Origin of the sequence: Planococcus soli (assembly GCF_016881065.1) — a bacterium.
Classification (GTDB): Bacteria; Bacillota; Bacilli; order Bacillales_A; family Planococcaceae; genus Planococcus; species Planococcus soli.
Window position 1 is genome coordinate 218589 of sequence record NZ_WXYN01000022.1, and the last position, 17568, is coordinate 236156.

The window sequence follows — 17568 nt, forward strand, 5'->3', positions numbered from 1 at the left end:
GTTTTTTCTGTAAAGAAAACCAAATTTAACAAAGAGGTGAGCAATAATGAATTATCGTCAACTTGGCAATACAGAGATGAAAATAAGCGAATTGAGCTTTGGCACTTGGGCAATCGGCGGTTCTTGGGGCAACACCAACGATGAACAATCACTGAAAGCATTGGAATACGCCATGGACAATGGGGTAAACTTTTTTGATACGGCAGATGTCTACGGTGATGGGCACAGCGAAGAACTATTGGGCAAAGCGACAAAAGGAAAGCACGACAAAATCCATATCGCCACCAAGTTTTGCCGGGCAGGAGATATTCACGACCCGCAAACCTACTCAATGGAACAGGTTTCAAACTATGCCGAAGCAAGCCTGAAGCGTCTTGGACGTGAGCAAATTGACTTATATCAGATTCACTGTCCGCCAATGGAAATTCTGAAAGACGGCAGTGTTTTCGAAGTACTGGATAAACTGAAAGAACAAGGGAAGATCCGTTCTTACGGCGTCAGTGTGGAAACAGTAGAGGAAGGGCTCCTATGCCTTGAAAATCCGAATGTCAGCAGTCTGCAGGTGATTTTCAACTTATTCCGCCAAAAACCGCTGGAAGAGCTCCTTCCGAAAGCATTGGAGAAGAATGTCGGAATACTTGCCCGTGTGCCGCTGGCAAGTGGATTATTAACCGGCAAATTCAAAGTGGATTCGCAATTCGAGTCAGACGACCACCGGAACTTTAACCGTGACGGGGAGGCATTCAATGTCGGAGAAACGTTTGCAGGGGTAGAGTTTTCAAAAGGTGTGGAATTAAGCGATCAGCTTGCATGGATTGCAGATGGACGGGGCAATCGTACACAAGCCGCCTTAAAATGGATCTTGCAGCAGGAAGCCATCACTTCGGTAATTCCGGGATTCCGAAATGTTTCGCAGGCAGAAGACAACTTGAAGGCGCTTGATGCAAAGGATTTTTCGCCTGAAGAGTTGGATCAATTGGCGAAATTCTATAAAGGGAAAGTGCATCCGGAAATAAGAGGCGTTTATTAAAAAGAGTCTTACCGCTAAAAGGCAGCAATGCTTTCTTAGCGGTTTGTTTGATACTCGAAGATTTCAAAAAGGGGAGAACAGGATGCAAAAAATTCGTTGGGGTGTTTTGAGTACAGCACATATTGGCAGAACACAAGTAATTCCAGCAATTCGGCGCGCTGACAATGCTGAAATCTTGGCGATAGCCAGCCGAACCAGCAAAGTGCATGCCGCAGCTCAAGAATTAAATATACCAAGAGCTTATGAAAGTTATGAAGAACTGCTGGACGATCCGGAAATTGATGCAGTCTATATCCCGCTTCCGAATCATTTGCATAAAGAATGGGTGATTCGTTCGGCACAAAAAGGCAAACACATCCTTTGCGAGAAACCCTTTGCCCTAAGCGAAGCCGAAACAGAAGAAATGATTGCAGCCTGCCTTGAACATGGCGTTAAATTCATGGAGGCATTTATGTATCAATTGCACCCGCAGCATGCACGTGTAAAAGAAATTGTCGCTTCAGGCGAAATTGGTGAAATCAAGTTGGTGAAATCGAGCCATTCGTTTTATTTGCAGAATCGCTCAAGCGATATCCGAATGGATCAGGCAATGGGCGGTGGGAGCATCTATGATGTTGGATGCTATGCCATACAAGCAATCCGCTATCTGACAGATGCCGAGCCGGTGGAAGTCGTAGCGCAAGGGGAGATCGATCCGGTTACAGGAATCGATCTGACTGGAATCGTCCACATGAAGATGAGCAATGGAGTCCATGCCTTGTTCGACTGCAGCTTCGAGATGATCAGCAGAAATGAATACGAGCTGGTCGGCACTGAGGGAACGATTAAAGTGCCCTTTGCCTTCCGTCCGGATATTAATGACAATACAGGGATTATCCTTGTTCAAAAAGAACGGGAAGTACGAGAAGAAAAAGTGCAAGGGGATATTTACCGGCTGGAAATCGAGAATTTTTCCAATGCGATTTTGCTGGATTCATCACCGGCCATTACAGCCGACGCCACAATCAAGAATATGCGGGTAATTGACGCTTGCTACGAATCGTTGAGAACTGGCCTGAAGATCGATGTAGAGACGAAAAACTAGTCATTATAAAAAACATTAAAACAGTTGCAGGCTGTCAGAAGCCTGCAACTGTTTTAGTGATTCTTATGCTTTTTGAGGAAGCTGAAAAATGTGTGAACTTATTTTTGATGCAGATCAGTTTAGGTATACAAAATTTAAGGAACATAGAGTTCGCCTTGTCCGATGACAATCGCAGTGCCGCCAATTTTAACTTCTTCGTATTTTTGTTTTTTCTTGGTAATGGAGATATCGATAAAACTGGGTCTGCCCATTTCAATGCCTTGTTCACTGAGGATGGAATAGCTTCCATCTTCGCGGTTTTTGATGACACCATGCTCAACAAGGAATGCCCCAAGAGGACCACCGGCAGCGCCGGTTGCCGGATCTTCCGGTATGCCCATGGCAGGGGCGAACATTCGGCAGTGTACAGTGGATTCTTCGTGTTCTGTTTCTGTTGTAAAGGCAAAAATATGCTGGCGGTCGCGATCGCCGCTGAAATGGCGTTCCCAGACATCCATGCGAAAATTTATTTCTCTCATAGCGGCCAGGGAGCGGAGAGGGACAAACAGGAAGGGCAGGCCGGATGAGACCGTTTGAATAGGAAAGCGGGTATCCAGTTCACTTTTCGGCAACGACAGTAAATCAGCAACAAGTGCTTGCCCTGTCAGTGTTTCACCAAAAATAGGCAAAGGCTGGATCATTTCAACTTTGCTGATTTTTTCTCCGTCTTTATAGACAGTTACAGCGATGTCTCCCAAACCCTCCTCGATGGTCCATTTGGTCAGTTTGTCCTGAGAAGGAAGCATTTTTAGATAAGCCATGACGAAAGCTGTTCCAATCGTGGGATGGCCGGCAATCGGCAATTCCACCTGTGGGGTGAAAATCCGGAGACTGATTTGATTTTGCTGTCTCTTGGGAGGACAGATGAATGCTGTTTCCGATAAGTTCAGTTCGTTGGCAATCTGCTGCATTGTTTTCGAATCCAATCCTGAACCGTCATGAAATACGGCCAGCGGATTGCCGCCAAAAGATTGAGTAGTGAAAACGTCGACTAATGTATACTTCAAAGTTTGCATAGACAACCTCCTTTTTTTGAATTGTAAGACTTTATAGTTTCTTTGTATCAGTTACCTGCAGAAAAGTCCAACACCTTTAATTGCAATCGAGCCAATTTGAGAATAAAGTAAGATGAAGGTGAAACAGAAAAGAGGGAAGCGCGTGAAAAAACAGATTGTGGTCATCGGATTAGGCCGTTTTGGCAGCAGTGTCTGCAAAGAGCTGCATAGCCTGGGGCATGAAATCATGGCTATAGATACAGATCCGGAAAAAGTGGATGCCTTAAGAGATTATGCGGCTTTTACCGTTATCGCAGATGCGACAGATGAAAACCAATTGAAATCTTTAGGGGTCAGGAATTTTGAACATGCAGTAGTAGCAATCGGAGATAACCTCCAAGCCAGCGTCTTATGTACATTGATGTTGAAAGAGCTTGGTCTGCCGAAGGTATGGGTCAAGGCACGCGATTTGCAGCATGAGAAAATTCTGCATAAAGTCGGTGCGGATCGTGTTATCCAGCCTGAAAAAGAAATGGGAATTCGAGTTGCCCATCATGTCGACTCGGAAAAAATTGTGGATTATATAGACCTTTCACATGACTACAGCATTATCGAACTGGTGGCTTCCGGCAAAATGGCCAATAAAACATTGGTCGATCTTAACATTCGTGTGGATTTCAATTGCATCGTCCTGGCAATCAAAAGGTTGGAAGATGTCAATATTGCTCCAGCGGTAGATGACATGGTCGAGCAAGGGGATGTACTGATTATCATGGGGCACAAAGACGACTTAAAGCGTCTGGAAGATAAAGCACTATAAAAAATACAAGCCGGCTCATTTATGAGCCGGCTATTTTATTGGAAATAACCGTTTAATGCTGAATTCATCGGGAATAATGCTTATAAAAAGAACGGGAAATTGGACATTTTGCAGAGAATGGAGGCTGGGGCTTGAAAATCCGGATAGAGTGGAGCTACAAAACTCCAAAAGGGCAAGAAACTATTTTTTCTTCAGAAGAAATGCCGGCAGAAATGGCTTTGGTGATTGCGGAAGACTTGGAGCGCACCGGGCGTTCAAAAAATATTCGTTTTGTAGACGGATTCGACAGCAGCTGGACTGTAAAGGAAATGAAAGCTTATTTGAAGGGAATTGAAACCGAACCGCATAATGTAGTGGTTTATTTTGATGGCGGTTACGAACGCCTGACACGCAAAGCGGGTCTTGGCTGTGTCATCTATTATGAACAAAATGGCAAATCCTATCGTCTGAAGGCAAATACAACTTTTGATAGCCTCATTTCCAATAACGAATCGGAATATGCGGCCCTGTATTTTTGTTTGCAGGAACTGGAGTACCTCGAGGTCCATCATCTTCCGGTCCGCTTTCTCGGAGATTCCCGCATTGTCATAAATGGCATGACCAATGAGTGGCCGGTTACCGAAGAACAGCTGACTCCTTGGATCAGCCGGATTGAGAAGAAAATGGCTGAAATGGGCATTCAGCCAGAGTATAATTCAATACCCCGTAAAGCCAATGCAGAAGCCGATAAGTTGGCGACACAAGCAATGAATGGAATTAAAATAGCAGCTGCAGCTGAGGTTATTGCTTAAAGAGCAATAACTGCAAAAATTATATGGCCTTATAGAAAGAAGGAATCCTGTCTTTTTATGACCTATAAAGTGGAGCGTTATAAGATAGGATTCAGTTGAATACAATATATTCAAAATAGATATGGAGAAAAAAGCATAGACTCCCACGGCATTTCGGCACAAACCATCGGCAGTTGCTGCCAAGACGTCCTGTCGCTCCAGTTGCATGACCCGCATCCTGCGGGCTCTAAAGCAAATCTGATTTGTGGAATATCAGCAATCGGAAATCATTGGTTCAACACATATAGTTCTTTGTGCTTAAAAATCAGAATAGTCGGATTATTACTTGCGAAATTGGAAGTTGTAGGTTATAAATAAGTTGTACAATACTTGTGCAAAAATTACACACATAAAGGAGAGGGAAAAATGAAGAAAATTTTAGTTTCATTCTCTGTTGCTTTGGCCCTTGTGTTTTCGCTGCTTGCCTCGGGAGCTATGGCAGATAGCCATACTGCTAAAGTCAGAGTGGTTCATGCTTCGCCGGATGCGCCTGCTGTCGATGTTTATGTAAATGGAGATTTAACTCTTGAAGAAGTACCTTTCAAAGCCGACTCGGGCTATTTGGAAGTACCGGCCGGAACACATGATGTAGAAGTTTTTGCAAGCGGAACAGAATATGCAGCGGGTGAAGGCGTACTGCAGGCGGATTTAGCTGTAGAAGCCGGTAAAGCCTATACAGTTGCTGCAGCCAACTTGCTGGAATCGATTGAATTTGTGGTTGTGGAAGATTCAATGGAAGTAACAGAAGGGCAAACGAAAGTCCGTGTTGGACATTTGTCTCCGGATGCACCGGCAGTTGATGTAGGTGTAATTGGTGGAGACGCAGTGTTCAGTGGAGCAGAATTCCCCGGAATTACGGATTATGCAGAGCTGGATGCAGGTACGTATGATTTGGAAATCCGCTTGCCGGATGGAACACAAGTATTGCCATTGGAAGGTACTGAATTGGCTGCAGATACGGTTTATAGCGTCTTTGCCGTAAACACAGTGGATTCACTGGAAGTGATCGCGCTCGTCGATTACGAAGCAGCCGGATCACCGGATGGCATGCCGACTACAGGTCTTGGAACTCCTGACCAATCACAGGCTATCTGGTTGTTATTGGGTGGAGCCCTGGTCCTAATCGGAGCCAGCACTCTTGTCTGGAAAAAACGTTTTCAACAATAAGCTTTGGGTGTTGCTGGCCATTATCTTATTGGCTGGCTGCCAGCAGCCTGTAGAAGATGAAGTAAGTGTTCGATCTGAAAACGTAGGATTTACACTGGATGAACCGGCTGCAGTCAATATTCAGCAGCCGGCTCCAACCGAAAATCCGATCAACGGATTAAAACGTTCAGGCATACAGCCGACATCTCTAAAGATCCCTGCACTTAGCCTGGAAGCACAAGTCCAGCATTTGGGAACCACAGAGAATGGTGAAATGGCGGTGCCGGATAACATTGAAGACGTCAGTTGGTTTTCTCCAGGATACAAGCCGGGCGAAAATGGCCGTGCAGTTATTGCCGGACATGTTGATGGGGTAGAAGGTCCAGCAATTTTCTGGGATCTCTCTAAACTTCAATTAGGGGATGAAGTAGTGGTGCAGGACAAAGACAGGACCTTGAAATTCAAAGTCCATACGATGGAATCGGTACCGCTTGACTTGGCGGATATTTCAAAGGTCTTTGGCTATACTTCATCTCCCGAGCTGGTCCTGATCACCTGTTCAGGCACCTATGATTTTGATCGAGGTACACGGGAAGAACGATTGATAGTTTATGCAAGTCTCATTGAAGAATAACTGAAAAGACGCTCTGATTGTTCCTGCAAGAGGAACAATCAGAGCGTCTTTCTATGTTAAAACGTCAATTGGCTTCATTTGCCGTGTCTTTTATGCTCTGGTAAGTCAAAATGCCGACTAGCTGATCTGCCATTTGGTGAGGCTTGAATATAAATCCGCCATTCACCCATTCAATGATCAGGCCAAACAAAGCATAGGCATTGTAGCTGCTGAGCAGGCTGCGGTCAATCTTCGGATTTGGCATCAGCTTGCTCAAGTCACTTTGGATCAACTCTTTCAATACTTGGCAGATGCGATTCTGAAAACCGGGAAGTACATTGGATTTAATGGTAATGGTATAAAAGCGGGCATAGCGTTCAACGTGATCAAAAATTTTCACAGAAGAAGCTGATAGTTTGCCGACATCGAAATTCGGGACTGTTATGTAAGGGTCTCGGTAAGAGCTGACAAGGTCTGATAAAACATCTTCGATCAGTTCATTCAACAGTTCTTCTTGTGTCGGGTAATGCTTATAGAACGTCCCGCGATTCAAGTTCGCCAAATGGACAATTTCTGTGATGGTGATGCTCTTGAATTCTTTTTCCTCCATTAGCAAGATCAATGCATCTTTCAATGCATTTTTCGATTTATCGATTCTTCGGTCTTTTTTCACCAGCAAGACCTCGCTTTCGTTATTTTTTTTTCGGGATTGCACAAAATCAAATCTCACTGATCGTTTTTCAACATTCTGGCAGGAATTTGTTGATTGATAACTAAAGTATAGGCCAATATACTGACAGTGTATAGATGGGAGCGTTCTCTCGCAAGTCAAAATAATTGATAGAATAGGAGACTTATAAAATGAAACTTGAAGGAAAAGTAGCCATCGTAACAGGGGCAGCATCCGGTATGGGAAAAGCTATTGCTGAGCTTTATGCTAATGAAGGTGCTAAAGTGATAGTTTCGGATATCAATGAAGAAGGTGCAATAAATGTGGCATCGGGCATCACAGAAAATGGCGGCGTTGCAAAAGCTGTTAAAACCAATGTTGGCGACGTTCAGGAAATCGAAGCAATGATCGATTTAGCGGTAAGTGAATACGGAACTTTGGATATTCTGGTCAACAACGCCGGCATCATGGATAATTTTGAGCCGGCTGGAGAAATTGAAGACGCCAAATGGGAACGCATTTTTTCCATTAACACCATGAGCGTCATGCGCTCAACACGTAAAGCATTACCGATTTTCCTGGAGAAGAACAAAGGCGTCATTATTAACATCGCCTCAGCTGGTGGATTATATGGTGCTCGCGCAGGAGCTGCCTATACCGCTTCTAAGCATGCAGTTGTCGGGTTTACGAAAAACACCGGTTTCATGTATGCAAAACAAGGCATTCGCTGCAACGCTATCGCACCAGGCGGCGTGGAAACCAATATCAGTTCATCCATGACATCCATCAGCGAAATGGGAATGGGCCGTACACAGGCTGGCTTAGCCTTGAACCCGCGCAATGGCAAGTCAGAGGAAATCGCTAAAGTCGCGTTGTTCCTGGCTTCTGACGATTCAAGTTTTGTGAATGGCACAGTGATAACTGCTGATGCCGGCTGGACTGCATATTAAAAACTTATTGAAATTCCGTTGCATAGATTTATGCAGCGGAATTTTTTTGGTTATGCCAGTGCATGAGGGGGAACTGTTTGGAAGAAAGCAAGGACCCAAAAGCGCACAAAGAAAAAATACAAAAGATTAGGAATGAAAAATTGCGGTCGTTTCTTCAATCGTGGTATTGTCTACTATGCCAGTTCTTCTTTTTTAGACCATACCAACAAGAGAGCTTTGAAAAGTTCTCTATATAAGGAGAGAGATAACATGTCTGCTGCCAAACAACAGGGAGAAGTAAAATGGCGTGAATTGTTTATCGTTATAGCAATCGGTCTTGTTTTATGGTTTATACCGCCGCCTTCCGGACTTGAAGCCGAAGCGTGGCAATTGTTCAGTATTTTTGTCGCAACCATCGTGAGTCTGGTGATCAAACCGGTTCCGATGGGCAGCACCGCTATATTTGCCTTGACAGTGATCGTTTTGACAAATACGTTGACGCTCGAAGAATCGCTCAGCGGTTTTCAGAATACGACCATTTGGTTGATCGTCATTGCTTTCTTCATTTCGCGTGGATTTATCAAAACAGGATTGGGGACGCGGATTGCTTACGTTTTTGTTCGGATGTTCGGAAAGAAAACACTGGGGCTGTCCTATTCGATGCTATTCAGTGACCTTGTGCTGGCTCCGGCCATGCCGTCAAATACTGCACGGGCAGGCGGAATCATTTTCCCGATCATCCGTTCACTGTCCGAAACCTATGATTCAAGAGTGGAAGACGGAACCGAGCGGAGAGTCGGCGCGTTTCTGACCAAAGTGTCTTTCCAGGGAGATATGATTACATCAGCTATGTTTGTAACTGCGATGGCGGCCAATTCTTTAGCTGTCCAAATCGCCCAGGATATTACGGGAGTAACCATCACATGGGGCGGCTGGGCATTAGCGGCACTGGTACCGGGATTGATCAGCCTGATTCTAATTCCATTAGTGATTTACAAGCTTTACCCGCCTGAATTGAAAGAAACGCCAGAAGCTACTGCCATAGCAACACAAAAACTCAAAGAGATGGGACCATTGAAGCGCGAAGAAAAATACATGATCGGTGTATTCGTTCTTTTGCTTGTTCTTTGGATTTTTGGAGAGAACTTTGGAATCAGTGCCACTACCAGTGCTTTTGTGGGCTTGAGTGTTTTGTTGCTGACACAAGTGTTAACCTGGTCGGATATTAAGAAAGAAGAAGGCGCATGGGATACATTGGTATGGTTTGCTGTGCTGGTAATGATGGCAACTTACTTAAATGTTCTGGGCATGATTCCGTGGTTTAGCGGACTGATGCAGGATTCCGTAAACCAGTTGTCATGGATGCCGACTTTGATCATTTTGGCGATTGTTTATTTTTACTCGCACTACTTTTTCGCCAGCAATACGGCACACGTCAGTGCCATGTACGCAGCTTTCCTGTCGGTAATTGTAGCAGCAGGAGCCCCGCCGTTATTGTCGGCGCTCATTTTGGCTTTTTTCAGCAACTTGTTCGGGTGTTTAACGCATTACGGTGCCGGTCCAGCCCCCGTCTTTTTTGGAAGCGGCTATGTCAGCCAGCAGAAATGGTGGCAATTGGGCTTTATCATTTCACTGATCCATATCGTAGTTTGGATGGGTGCAGGCGGATTATGGTGGAAACTATTGGGTCTCTGGTAGATCGACTGCAGAAAACTAAAGAACACAAAGGAGCGTGCGGCATATGAAAGTGGCAATCATTGGAGCAAACGGAAAAGTAGGCAGCAAATTAGGACGCATCTTGGTCGATAGAGGAGATGAGCCAGTAGGTTTTATTCGCAAAGCTGAACAAGCCGGGCAATTGGAGGCACAAGGCATTCAAACCGTCTTAGCTGATCTCATCGAGACATCTGCCGAGGATTTTTCACGGCTTCTAAAATCTTGCGACGCCGTTGTATTTTCAGCCGGCGCCGGTGGAGCAGGAGAAGAGCTGACCACTGCCATTGATGGCGCAGGACTGGTGAAAATTGCAAAAGCTGCCGAATTGGCAGGAGTCAGCCGCTTTTTGCTGGTATCGGCTTTTCCTGATGCGGGCCGCGATAAAGAACCAGCAGCCAGCTTCGAACATTACATGAAAATTAAACGTCAGTCCGAAGTTGACTTGGTGAAAACCGGATTGGATTGGACGATTTTGCGGCCGGGAACTTTGACGGACCAAGCGGGCACCGGCACTGTGAACTTGGGATATACTTTAATGTACGATACCATTTCCCGTGAAGATGTAGCTGCTGTGCTGGCTGAATTGCTCCAATATCCCGAAACTGCAGGCCAGATATTGGAAGTGGTTCGGGGACAAGAAGCAATCGGCTTAGCTGTGAAAACAAAAGCAGGAAAATAACTGTGAAAATACTTTCCTTAGCTAAAATCGCTGCAACCTTTTCCAGTTATACAGCGTTCTATTCTAGTTGAACAAAAAAATTTTTTTATCAAAAAAAGCATATGCAATTATTTTACTAGGGAAAGCGGGATTAACAGACATGGATTGGTTTGATTTACTCAAGGCATTAATTTTAGGGTTTGTGGAAGGCATGACCGAGTTTGCGCCGGTTTCCTCCACCGGCCATTTGATCATCGTCGATGATATGTGGTTGAAGTCACAGGAGTTTTTGGGGAAATACCCAGCAAACACATTTAAAATCGTCATTCAGCTGGGATCGATCCTGGCAGTTGTCGTAGTATTTTGGAAAAGGCTGTTCAGTTTGGTTGGCTTGTATAAAATTGAGGGACAGCAGGCAAACTCGAGCTTCAATCTTTTGCACGTCATCATCGGCATGCTGCCGGCAGTAGTTTTCGGATTTGCTTTTAAAGACTTGATCGACGACCATTTGTTCGGAGTAGAGACGGTCATCTATGCGCTGGTTGCCGGAGCAATCCTGATGATTGTTGCAGATAAGTTCGGACCGAAAAATCCGTCGGTCAATTCACTGGATGAAATTACATACATCCAGGCATTAAAAATTGGACTTGTCCAATGCCTGTCGCTATGGCCAGGATTCTCCCGCTCAGGCGCAACGATATCGGGCGGCGTGCTGTTCGGTTTAAACCACCGGGTTGCAGCAGACTTCACCTTCATTATGGCAGTTCCGATTATGTTCGGTGCAAGCCTGGTATCGGTCTTGAAAAACTGGGATACCTTGTCGATGGACTATCTGTCTTTCTACATTGTCGGCTTTGTTTCAGCCTTTGTTTTCGCGTTAATTTCCATCCGTTTCTTCCTGAAACTTATTTCACGCATCAAACTGGTGCCATTTGCCATTTACCGATTGGTGTTGGCCGCTATACTAGCAGTCATAGTGTTTCTATAGCAAACAAAAGGAGCTTCCCGTGAGGAAGCTCCTTTTTTGCATCAAACCTTCGGCAATTTCTCCACCAATGCTATGAATTCGCGCGAAACGTAGGGGACGTACCGGTTTTTCGCCATGATGATGCCGAGTCTCCATGGAAAGGTATTCGTTAGTGAAATCATTTTAAAAGGGCCATCCTTAACGCGGTCGCAAATCAGCTTTGGCATAAGCGTGACACCTAAATTTTTCTCCACCATACCGACGATAAAGTCCCATTGCGAACTTTCATAGGCGATTTTTGGAGTGAACCCTTCACTGATGCAGAATTCGACCGTTCGGCTGTTCAATGTAAACTCCTTGCTAAGGAGCAGAAAAGGGTCGTCTTTAAATTGAATCAAATCAATCAAGTCATGATGGGCAAGGGAATGTGATTCGTGGACCAGCAACTTGATTTCCTGGTCGACAAACGGGACGACATCGTATTTTTCCTTGTCGACTGGCAGCATAACGAACCCCAAATCGACTTCACCTTCATATACTTTTCTTTCGACTGTTTTGGCGCCATCCTCTGCCAGCATGATTGTCACATCCGGATAGGAGCGCTGAAATTCAGCGATGATGGTTGGAAAAAACAGGGTGCTGATCACAGGCGGCAGTCCGATTTTTATTTTTCCTTTTTTCAAGTTCATGATGTCGTACAGCGAGGCAGATAAATCGTCAAGGCTATGGATAATTTTCTGGGCTTGCTCATATACTACTTCGCCAGCGTCAGTCAAACTGATTTGGCGGGCAGAGCGGTCCAGCAGCACCACATCCATTTCATCTTCCAAATTCTTGACCATTTTGCTTAATGTGGGTTGTGTCACATGAAGAGCATGGGCGGCTTTTGTGAAACTTTGATGCTTGGCAACTTCTACAAAATAAGTCAATTGGCGAATATCCATATCATTCTCCTTACTTATAACTAATTGTTATAGAACTTATAGTTATTATTCATTTTACCTATCAATCTTGTAGTTGTACACTAATGAAAGCAACAGAAGATCTAAATATTTAGATAATTATTAGGCTTTAAGTAAGCGGTTACAAAAAAGGGGGATTTTACATGTTAAGTATGATTGGAATGGTTGGGGGACTTGTCCTGCTCATTGTTTTGACGATGAAAGGCATGAACTTATTGATTGCAGGTCCGTTATCGGCATTGTTTGTAGCGGTTTTCAGTGGAATTCCATTGTTTCCGCAACTGGTAGGAGAAGGGGAAGCGAATTTACTGACGAATTATATGACCAGTTTTTCTGGATTTATCACATCGTGGTTCCCGATGTTCCTGCTTGGAGCAATATTTGGTAAAGTAATGGAAGACAGCGGAGCTGCTGACAGCGTATCGAGATGGCTGGTTGGCAAGTTCGGTTTATCCAAAGCAGTGTTGGCAATTGTCATTGCCTGTGCGGTATTGACGTACGGCGGCGTTAGTTTGTTCGTTGTTGCATTCTCAGTTTTCCCGATGGCTCTTAGCTTGTTCAAACAGGCAGATCTGCCGCGTCGGTTTATCCCAGCTGCTTTGGCATTGGGTTCGGTAACATTCACCATGACTTCTGCTGGTTCACCGGAAATCCAAAACTGGATTCCGATTGAGTATTTGAACACGACTCCCTATGCAGGGTGGGAAGTAAGCATCCTGGTGGCTGTCTTTATGGCCGTCTTCGGCTACTGGTGGTTAAAGCGTATGATTCAAAAAGCTGTCAATAAAGGAGAGCGCTTCGAAGCGCGTTCCACGGATCCTATTGTAGAAAATCGCGATCTGCCAAATCCGATTATGGGCTTGATTCCTTTGCTTGTAGTTCTCGTCATTTCATTTATTTTCCATGATTCGTTAATGACGTCTGCACTGATCATTGCCTTATTGGGTGGTGTCATCACAACTTATTTATTGAACCGCAAGTACTTCCTGAATGTCGGCAAAGCGTTGTCAGAAGGAACGATTGGTGCATTGATTGCGATCGGCAATACGGCAGCAGTAGTTGGCTTTGGGGGAGTTGCTAAAGCCGCACCAGCTTTCCAGACAGCTGTTGATGCCATGACCAACATTCCGGGAAGCCCGCTCATTGGCGGCGCTATCGCGGTCAGTGTCATTGCCGGCATCACCGGCTCTTCTTCTGGCGGACAGGCCATTGCCTTGCCATTGCTGGCACCGTATTATTTGGATCTGGGTGTAAATGCTGAAGCGTTGCACCGGACGATTTCAATCTCCTCAGGAGCTTTGGATTCGTTGCCGCATAATGGCTATGTAGTTACCACTATTCAAGGAATTTGTGGTGAAACACATAAAGCCGCATATGGAGCTGTAGGGGCAGTTACGGTCATCGTACCACTGATTGGGACCGTAATCGCAATCATTTTATTTTCATTAGGACTTGGCATTTAATGAAACTGGGAGGAAAAATACTATGGTAGAAAATAAAGTCGTCTTAATAACAGGCGCCGCCAGCGGAATCGGCTATGAAATCAGTTCCGATTTTGCAGAAGCTGGCGCGAAGATTGTATTGACAGATATCAATGAAGAAGCGGTGAAGGCAGCTGCAGATACTCTAACGTCCAAGGGCTTTGACTGTATCGGCATTAAATGCGATGTGACAAGTGAAGAAGATATCAAAAATGCCATAGAACAGACAACTGCCCATTATGGATCGCTTGATGTGCTGATAAATAATGCGGGATTGCAGTTCATTGCACCGCTCGAGGAATTTCCGACTGAAAAGTATGAGTTATTGATTCGGATCATGTTGATTGCGCCGTTTATTGCGACCAAGCACGCATTCCCGATTATGAAAAAACAAGGATCAGGACGCATTATCAACATGGCGTCCATCAATGGACTGGTTGGGTTTGCCGGGAAAGCCGCTTACAACAGCGCAAAACACGGCGTCATCGGTTTGACCAAAGTAGCCGCACTTGAAGGCGCGGAGCATGGCATTACCGTCAACGCTATGTGCCCGGGCTATGTGGATACGCCGCTGGTCCAAAATCAGATGAATGATTTGGCAAAGACCCGCAATGTGCCGATCGAAAAAGTTTTTGAAGAAGTGCTGTATCCGTTGATTCCCCAAAAGCGTCTTTTGGCGGTAAAAGAAATTTCGGATTATACGATGTTTTTAGCAAGTGATAAAGCATCCGGTGTAACAGGGCAAGCCGTCGTTTTGGACGGCGGCTACACAGCTCAATAAAAATGCTCAAATAAACCCGTCCAGCGTTTGCGCTGGACGGGTTTTGTGCATGAATTCTTGTTTTTTCGAAGAAAATCTATTCCAGAAAATTTTCAGCAATTCCAAGAAAGAGGTAGGGCTGTTCGACATTGGGGGCGTGTCCGGAGCGCCTGAATTCCATAAAGGTGGCGTCCGGTATGAAGACAGCTGTTTCGCGTCCTTTTTCAGGGGGATTCAAGCCGTCAAATGTCCCGCTGATTACTAAGGTTTCAGCAGTAATCTTCGCGAGCTGTTGGCGAAAGTCGAATTTTTCCAAAGCATCTGCCGCGATGCCTTGCTCTTTCATGTTCAATTGCCGTCTATTTTGAGCCGTTTGGCTGAGCCATTCATCGACCCGATTTTGGTTATGGTAAATATAACTGGAAGATGCACTGAATTTGTCGATCAGGCTCAACCCATCAAACTTGTTAGCGTAGCGGTCAAAAAGCTCGGCCATGGATGATTGTTCGCCGTATGATTTCGTAGCGACCAGTATCAGCTTTTTGACTTTTTCGGCATTCTGGATTGCAACGCCTTGTGCGATATAGCTGCCCATGGATACGCCGAGCACATCGACGGCCTCTATTTTCAGATGGGAAAGGAGTGCGATGGCATCTTCTATATGGTCTTGCAATGTGTACTGCTCGAGGCGGCTGGAATTGCCATGGCCGCGTGAATCCAGTGCAATAACACGGCGCTCTTTTTTGAAGAAATCGATCTCCCGATAAAACATTGCTGAACTGCTGGTCAATCCATGGAGCAGGAGAAGCGGACGTCCTTCACCAATATCTTCGTAAAATAATTCGATCTCCCGGTGTTTGAAAATGGGCATTGTAATTCTCCTTTTTTAGTAATCTGATTAATGCTTTCTTATTTGTCATACCCTGTGGCTATGAGATTATAGCTTTTTGGACAAATTAAAAAGCACAACGGAGGGTTGTGCTAAAAATCAACTGCTGATGCTGCTCTTTGCAAATCAATTGGATTGTGCTTTGGAATTATGCCATTTTTCGATAAAACTGAAGATAGCTGCCAGGAGTATAAACATGCTGAGGGTGGTGTACCACGGAAATTCCGTAATAGCCTGGCCAAAAGCAGTATAGAGGATGGCAGGGGCGATAAGACCCAGAGCAGAAATGATCATGTATTCTTTCAATGTTTTTGTCATCTCCATCAAGTACAGGGACAGCAAATGGAAATGGACAAACGGCATAATACGAAGAATCATCACTTGGAAAACCGACAGGGTGCGATCAGGAAAAATCTTGTCTTTCAGGCGAGCCATTTTGTCCTGGAATTTAGGGAATTTGTTAACCAGCAGATAGGATACCCAGCTCATTAAAGTCAGGCCGATAAATGACAAAAAGGCGCCTTCAAAAAATCCGAACAAGAAACCTCCGGCAACGCAAACTGCAATAACCGGCAGAAACAAAAGAGGGCGCACTAAGTGCAATAAAACAAAAAGAAATGGTGCCAGCCAACCGACGCTATCCATGAATGCTTCGAGGGATTGATCGAATTGCTCCATACGATCCCGACCTCCCTAAATATGTTTGCTAATAAGGTAGGATAATCCAAAAATGTCGTAAAAGCAAGAAGGATGAAGGTTTTTCGGATATTTAAGTTTAAATCCATCTATACCGGGAAAAAGAAGAGGTGGTTTTAAAACGAGAAAAGGGGAGAAGTCTCTTTTCAGCAGCTGATAAAAAGAGGTTATAACAAAATGAAAGGAAGAGATGATGAAAAAAAGTTTAAAGATTGCTAGTGCATTTATTGGGATTGTAGTGGGAGCAGGCTTTGCTTCCGGACAAGAAATTCTGCAGTATTTCACAAGCTTTGGCTATTGGGGATTTGGTGCGGTGCTTGTCGCAACAGCATTGTTCGGTTATTTGGGAATGGTGCTCATGGGCCTTGGCAGCCGGATGCAAACCATTTCGCATGAAGATGCAGTGTATGCGATAAGTGGAAGGGTTTTAGGAAAGATAATCGATTACACCCTCATATTGACTTTGTTTGGAATTCTGGTTGTCATGGTTGCTGGAGCAGGATCGATTTTCTCCCAGCAATTTGACCTGACGCCAGCATTTGGCCGAACCATCATGATTATCCTCGTTATTCTTACGATCATGTTGAATGTTAAGAAAGTGATTACCATCATCAGCAGCATTACCCCGTTTTTGGTCTTGATGGTCGTTGGAATCACTGTATACAGTTTAACAACGATGGATTCAAGTTTTGCGGAATTGGAGCCGGTGGCTAGGGAACAATTGTCATCGACACCTCACTGGCTATTATCCGCCATCAATTACGTATCGCTCGCTATTGCGCTTGGTGCATCCATGTCCCTCGTCATGGGTGGTGCGGAGAAGGATGAAAAAATCGCAGCCCGCGGCGGTCTGATCGGCGGACTTGGTTTCGGCTTTTTGATTCTCTTGAGCTATTTGGCGATATTCGCTAAAGTCGATGTTGTCGGCTCTTCGGATTTGCCGATGCTCGCACTTGCTGATAACATCTCCCCAATATTAGGTGTAATCATGGCAATTGTTATTTTTGCGATGATCTATAATACAGCGGTCAGCCTGCTGCTGTCGTTTTCAGCCCGGTTTGTAGAGATGGGGACAAGCCGCTTCCGCATTTTTGTCATCATTTCAGGAGCGGCAGCATTTCTCTTGAGCTTTCTTGGATTTACGGCGCTCGTCAACTGGTTCTATCCGGTTGTCGGTTACCTTGGCCTCCTTTTGGTAGGTGCCTTGGTAGTTGCGGATATTCGCAAAACTGGAAAAACGGCAAAAAAATAAGTATGGAAAACCAGCTGTCCTATAGAGGAAG

At 44.9% G+C, this 17568-nt stretch carries 18 protein-coding genes; 13 read left to right on the plus strand and 5 right to left on the minus strand.

Going from position 1 to position 17568, the window contains the following annotated elements; translation table 11 throughout:
- The first annotated feature begins 46 nt into the window (after positions 1 to 46).
- Together GJB59_RS12295 and GJB59_RS12300 are read left to right on the plus strand one after the other, a co-directional pair.
- Positions 47 to 1030, plus strand: a complete 984-nt coding sequence (locus GJB59_RS12295; RefSeq protein ID WP_142828380.1) for an aldo/keto reductase — start codon at positions 47 to 49, stop codon at positions 1028 to 1030.
- An 82-nt stretch (positions 1031 to 1112) separates the two neighbouring features.
- Positions 1113 to 2114, plus strand: coding sequence for a Gfo/Idh/MocA family protein (locus tag GJB59_RS12300; RefSeq protein WP_142828381.1), 1002 nt, complete (start codon positions 1113 to 1115; stop codon positions 2112 to 2114).
- 134 nt (positions 2115 to 2248) lie between these two features.
- Here the strand turns inward: GJB59_RS12300 and GJB59_RS12305 are convergent, their stop codons facing one another.
- On the minus strand, positions 2249 to 3169 hold the full coding sequence (locus GJB59_RS12305; protein ID WP_142828382.1) for a PhzF family phenazine biosynthesis protein: 921 nt from the start codon (positions 3167 to 3169) through the stop codon (positions 2249 to 2251).
- Positions 3170 to 3311: 142 nt separating this feature from the next.
- Between GJB59_RS12305 and GJB59_RS12310 the strand changes: the two genes are divergently transcribed.
- From GJB59_RS12310 to GJB59_RS12325, 4 genes are all read left to right on the plus strand, one after another.
- Positions 3312 to 3968 carry a potassium channel family protein gene (locus tag GJB59_RS12310; protein WP_142828383.1) on the plus strand — a complete coding sequence of 219 codons (657 nt, stop codon included), beginning with the start codon at positions 3312 to 3314 and terminating at the stop codon, positions 3966 to 3968.
- A gap of 131 nt (positions 3969 to 4099) precedes the next feature.
- Positions 4100 to 4759, plus strand: a complete 660-nt coding sequence (locus GJB59_RS12315) for a reverse transcriptase-like protein (RefSeq protein ID WP_142828384.1) — start codon at positions 4100 to 4102, stop codon at positions 4757 to 4759.
- Positions 4760 to 5164: 405 nt separating this feature from the next.
- Positions 5165 to 5965, plus strand: coding sequence for a DUF4397 domain-containing protein (locus GJB59_RS12320; RefSeq protein WP_142828385.1), 801 nt, complete (start codon positions 5165 to 5167; stop codon positions 5963 to 5965).
- Positions 5937 to 6578: a class F sortase gene (locus tag GJB59_RS12325; RefSeq protein WP_142828386.1), complete on the plus strand. Its 642-nt coding sequence runs from the start codon at positions 5937 to 5939 to the stop codon at positions 6576 to 6578. Before GJB59_RS12320 ends, GJB59_RS12325 begins: the two co-directional genes overlap by 29 nt.
- A 64-nt stretch (positions 6579 to 6642) precedes the next feature.
- Here the strand turns inward: GJB59_RS12325 and GJB59_RS12330 are convergent, their stop codons facing one another.
- Positions 6643 to 7230: a TetR/AcrR family transcriptional regulator gene (locus tag GJB59_RS12330; protein WP_244946839.1), complete on the minus strand. Its 588-nt coding sequence runs from the start codon at positions 7228 to 7230 to the stop codon at positions 6643 to 6645.
- A 188-nt stretch (positions 7231 to 7418) separates the two neighbouring features.
- On the opposite strand from GJB59_RS12330, the gene GJB59_RS12335 reads away from it, so the two are divergent.
- The 4 genes from GJB59_RS12335 (at position 7419) to GJB59_RS12350 (ending at position 11518) form a co-directional block, all read left to right on the plus strand.
- Positions 7419 to 8177 (plus strand): SDR family oxidoreductase, encoded by a 759-nt coding sequence (locus GJB59_RS12335; protein ID WP_142828387.1) that lies wholly within the window; start codon positions 7419 to 7421, stop codon positions 8175 to 8177.
- 249 nt (positions 8178 to 8426) lie between these two features.
- The gene (locus GJB59_RS12340; protein ID WP_142828388.1) at positions 8427 to 9854 is read left to right on the plus strand and encodes an anion permease; all 1428 of its coding nucleotides are present in this window, start codon (positions 8427 to 8429) and stop codon (positions 9852 to 9854) included.
- Positions 9855 to 9897: 43 nt separating this feature from the next.
- Positions 9898 to 10551 carry an SDR family oxidoreductase gene (locus tag GJB59_RS12345; protein WP_142828389.1) on the plus strand — a complete coding sequence of 218 codons (654 nt, stop codon included), beginning with the start codon at positions 9898 to 9900 and terminating at the stop codon, positions 10549 to 10551.
- Positions 10552 to 10690: 139 nt separating this feature from the next.
- A complete protein-coding gene (locus GJB59_RS12350) occupies positions 10691 to 11518 on the plus strand; it encodes an undecaprenyl-diphosphate phosphatase (protein WP_142828390.1) in 828 nt (275 codons plus the stop codon).
- A 41-nt stretch (positions 11519 to 11559) separates the two neighbouring features.
- Here GJB59_RS12350 and GJB59_RS12355 read toward each other — a convergent pair whose 3' ends face one another.
- Positions 11560 to 12441 carry a LysR family transcriptional regulator gene (locus tag GJB59_RS12355; protein WP_142828391.1) on the minus strand — a complete coding sequence of 294 codons (882 nt, stop codon included), beginning with the start codon at positions 12439 to 12441 and terminating at the stop codon, positions 11560 to 11562.
- 161 nt (positions 12442 to 12602) lie between these two features.
- On the opposite strand from GJB59_RS12355, the gene GJB59_RS12360 reads away from it, so the two are divergent.
- Together GJB59_RS12360 and GJB59_RS12365 are read left to right on the plus strand one after the other, a co-directional pair.
- Complete coding sequence (locus GJB59_RS12360; protein ID WP_142828392.1) at positions 12603 to 13922, plus strand: GntP family permease; 1320 nt, start codon at positions 12603 to 12605, stop codon at positions 13920 to 13922.
- 22 nt (positions 13923 to 13944) lie between these two features.
- The gene (locus GJB59_RS12365; protein WP_142828393.1) at positions 13945 to 14721 is read left to right on the plus strand and encodes a 3-hydroxybutyrate dehydrogenase; all 777 of its coding nucleotides are present in this window, start codon (positions 13945 to 13947) and stop codon (positions 14719 to 14721) included.
- Positions 14722 to 14797: 76 nt separating this feature from the next.
- Here GJB59_RS12365 and GJB59_RS12370 read toward each other — a convergent pair whose 3' ends face one another.
- The gene (locus GJB59_RS12370; protein ID WP_142828394.1) at positions 14798 to 15571 is read right to left on the minus strand and encodes an alpha/beta fold hydrolase; all 774 of its coding nucleotides are present in this window, start codon (positions 15569 to 15571) and stop codon (positions 14798 to 14800) included.
- Positions 15572 to 15715: 144 nt separating this feature from the next.
- Positions 15716 to 16267: a TVP38/TMEM64 family protein gene (locus GJB59_RS12375; protein ID WP_142828395.1), complete on the minus strand. Its 552-nt coding sequence runs from the start codon at positions 16265 to 16267 to the stop codon at positions 15716 to 15718.
- A gap of 211 nt (positions 16268 to 16478) precedes the next feature.
- Between GJB59_RS12375 and GJB59_RS12380 the strand changes: the two genes are divergently transcribed.
- Complete coding sequence (locus GJB59_RS12380; RefSeq protein ID WP_142828396.1) at positions 16479 to 17537, plus strand: YkvI family membrane protein; 1059 nt, start codon at positions 16479 to 16481, stop codon at positions 17535 to 17537.
- The last annotated feature ends 31 nt before the right edge of the window (positions 17538 to 17568 follow it).

What these genes read in the sequence shown, in the direction of transcription:
- GJB59_RS12295 (WP_142828380.1), top strand. Translation starts at nt 47, where the DNA reads ATGAATTATCGTCAACTTGGCAATACAGAGATGAAAATAAGCGAATTG.
- GJB59_RS12300 (WP_142828381.1), top strand. Translation starts at nt 1,113, where the DNA reads ATGCAAAAAATTCGTTGGGGTGTTTTGAGTACAGCACATATTGGCAGA.
- GJB59_RS12305 (WP_142828382.1), bottom strand. Translation starts at nt 3,169, where the DNA reads ATGCAAACTTTGAAGTATACATTAGTCGACGTTTTCACTACTCAATCT.
- GJB59_RS12320 (WP_142828385.1), top strand. Translation starts at nt 5,165, where the DNA reads ATGAAGAAAATTTTAGTTTCATTCTCTGTTGCTTTGGCCCTTGTGTTT.
- GJB59_RS12335 (WP_142828387.1), top strand. Translation starts at nt 7,419, where the DNA reads ATGAAACTTGAAGGAAAAGTAGCCATCGTAACAGGGGCAGCATCCGGT.
- GJB59_RS12340 (WP_142828388.1), top strand. Translation starts at nt 8,427, where the DNA reads ATGTCTGCTGCCAAACAACAGGGAGAAGTAAAATGGCGTGAATTGTTT.
- GJB59_RS12345 (WP_142828389.1), top strand. Translation starts at nt 9,898, where the DNA reads ATGAAAGTGGCAATCATTGGAGCAAACGGAAAAGTAGGCAGCAAATTA.
- GJB59_RS12350 (WP_142828390.1), top strand. Translation starts at nt 10,691, where the DNA reads ATGGATTGGTTTGATTTACTCAAGGCATTAATTTTAGGGTTTGTGGAA.
- GJB59_RS12355 (WP_142828391.1), bottom strand. Translation starts at nt 12,441, where the DNA reads ATGGATATTCGCCAATTGACTTATTTTGTAGAAGTTGCCAAGCATCAA.
- GJB59_RS12360 (WP_142828392.1), top strand. Translation starts at nt 12,603, where the DNA reads ATGTTAAGTATGATTGGAATGGTTGGGGGACTTGTCCTGCTCATTGTT.
- GJB59_RS12365 (WP_142828393.1), top strand. Translation starts at nt 13,945, where the DNA reads ATGGTAGAAAATAAAGTCGTCTTAATAACAGGCGCCGCCAGCGGAATC.
- GJB59_RS12370 (WP_142828394.1), bottom strand. Translation starts at nt 15,571, where the DNA reads ATGCCCATTTTCAAACACCGGGAGATCGAATTATTTTACGAAGATATT.
- GJB59_RS12375 (WP_142828395.1), bottom strand. Translation starts at nt 16,267, where the DNA reads ATGGAGCAATTCGATCAATCCCTCGAAGCATTCATGGATAGCGTCGGT.
- GJB59_RS12380 (WP_142828396.1), top strand. Translation starts at nt 16,479, where the DNA reads ATGAAAAAAAGTTTAAAGATTGCTAGTGCATTTATTGGGATTGTAGTG.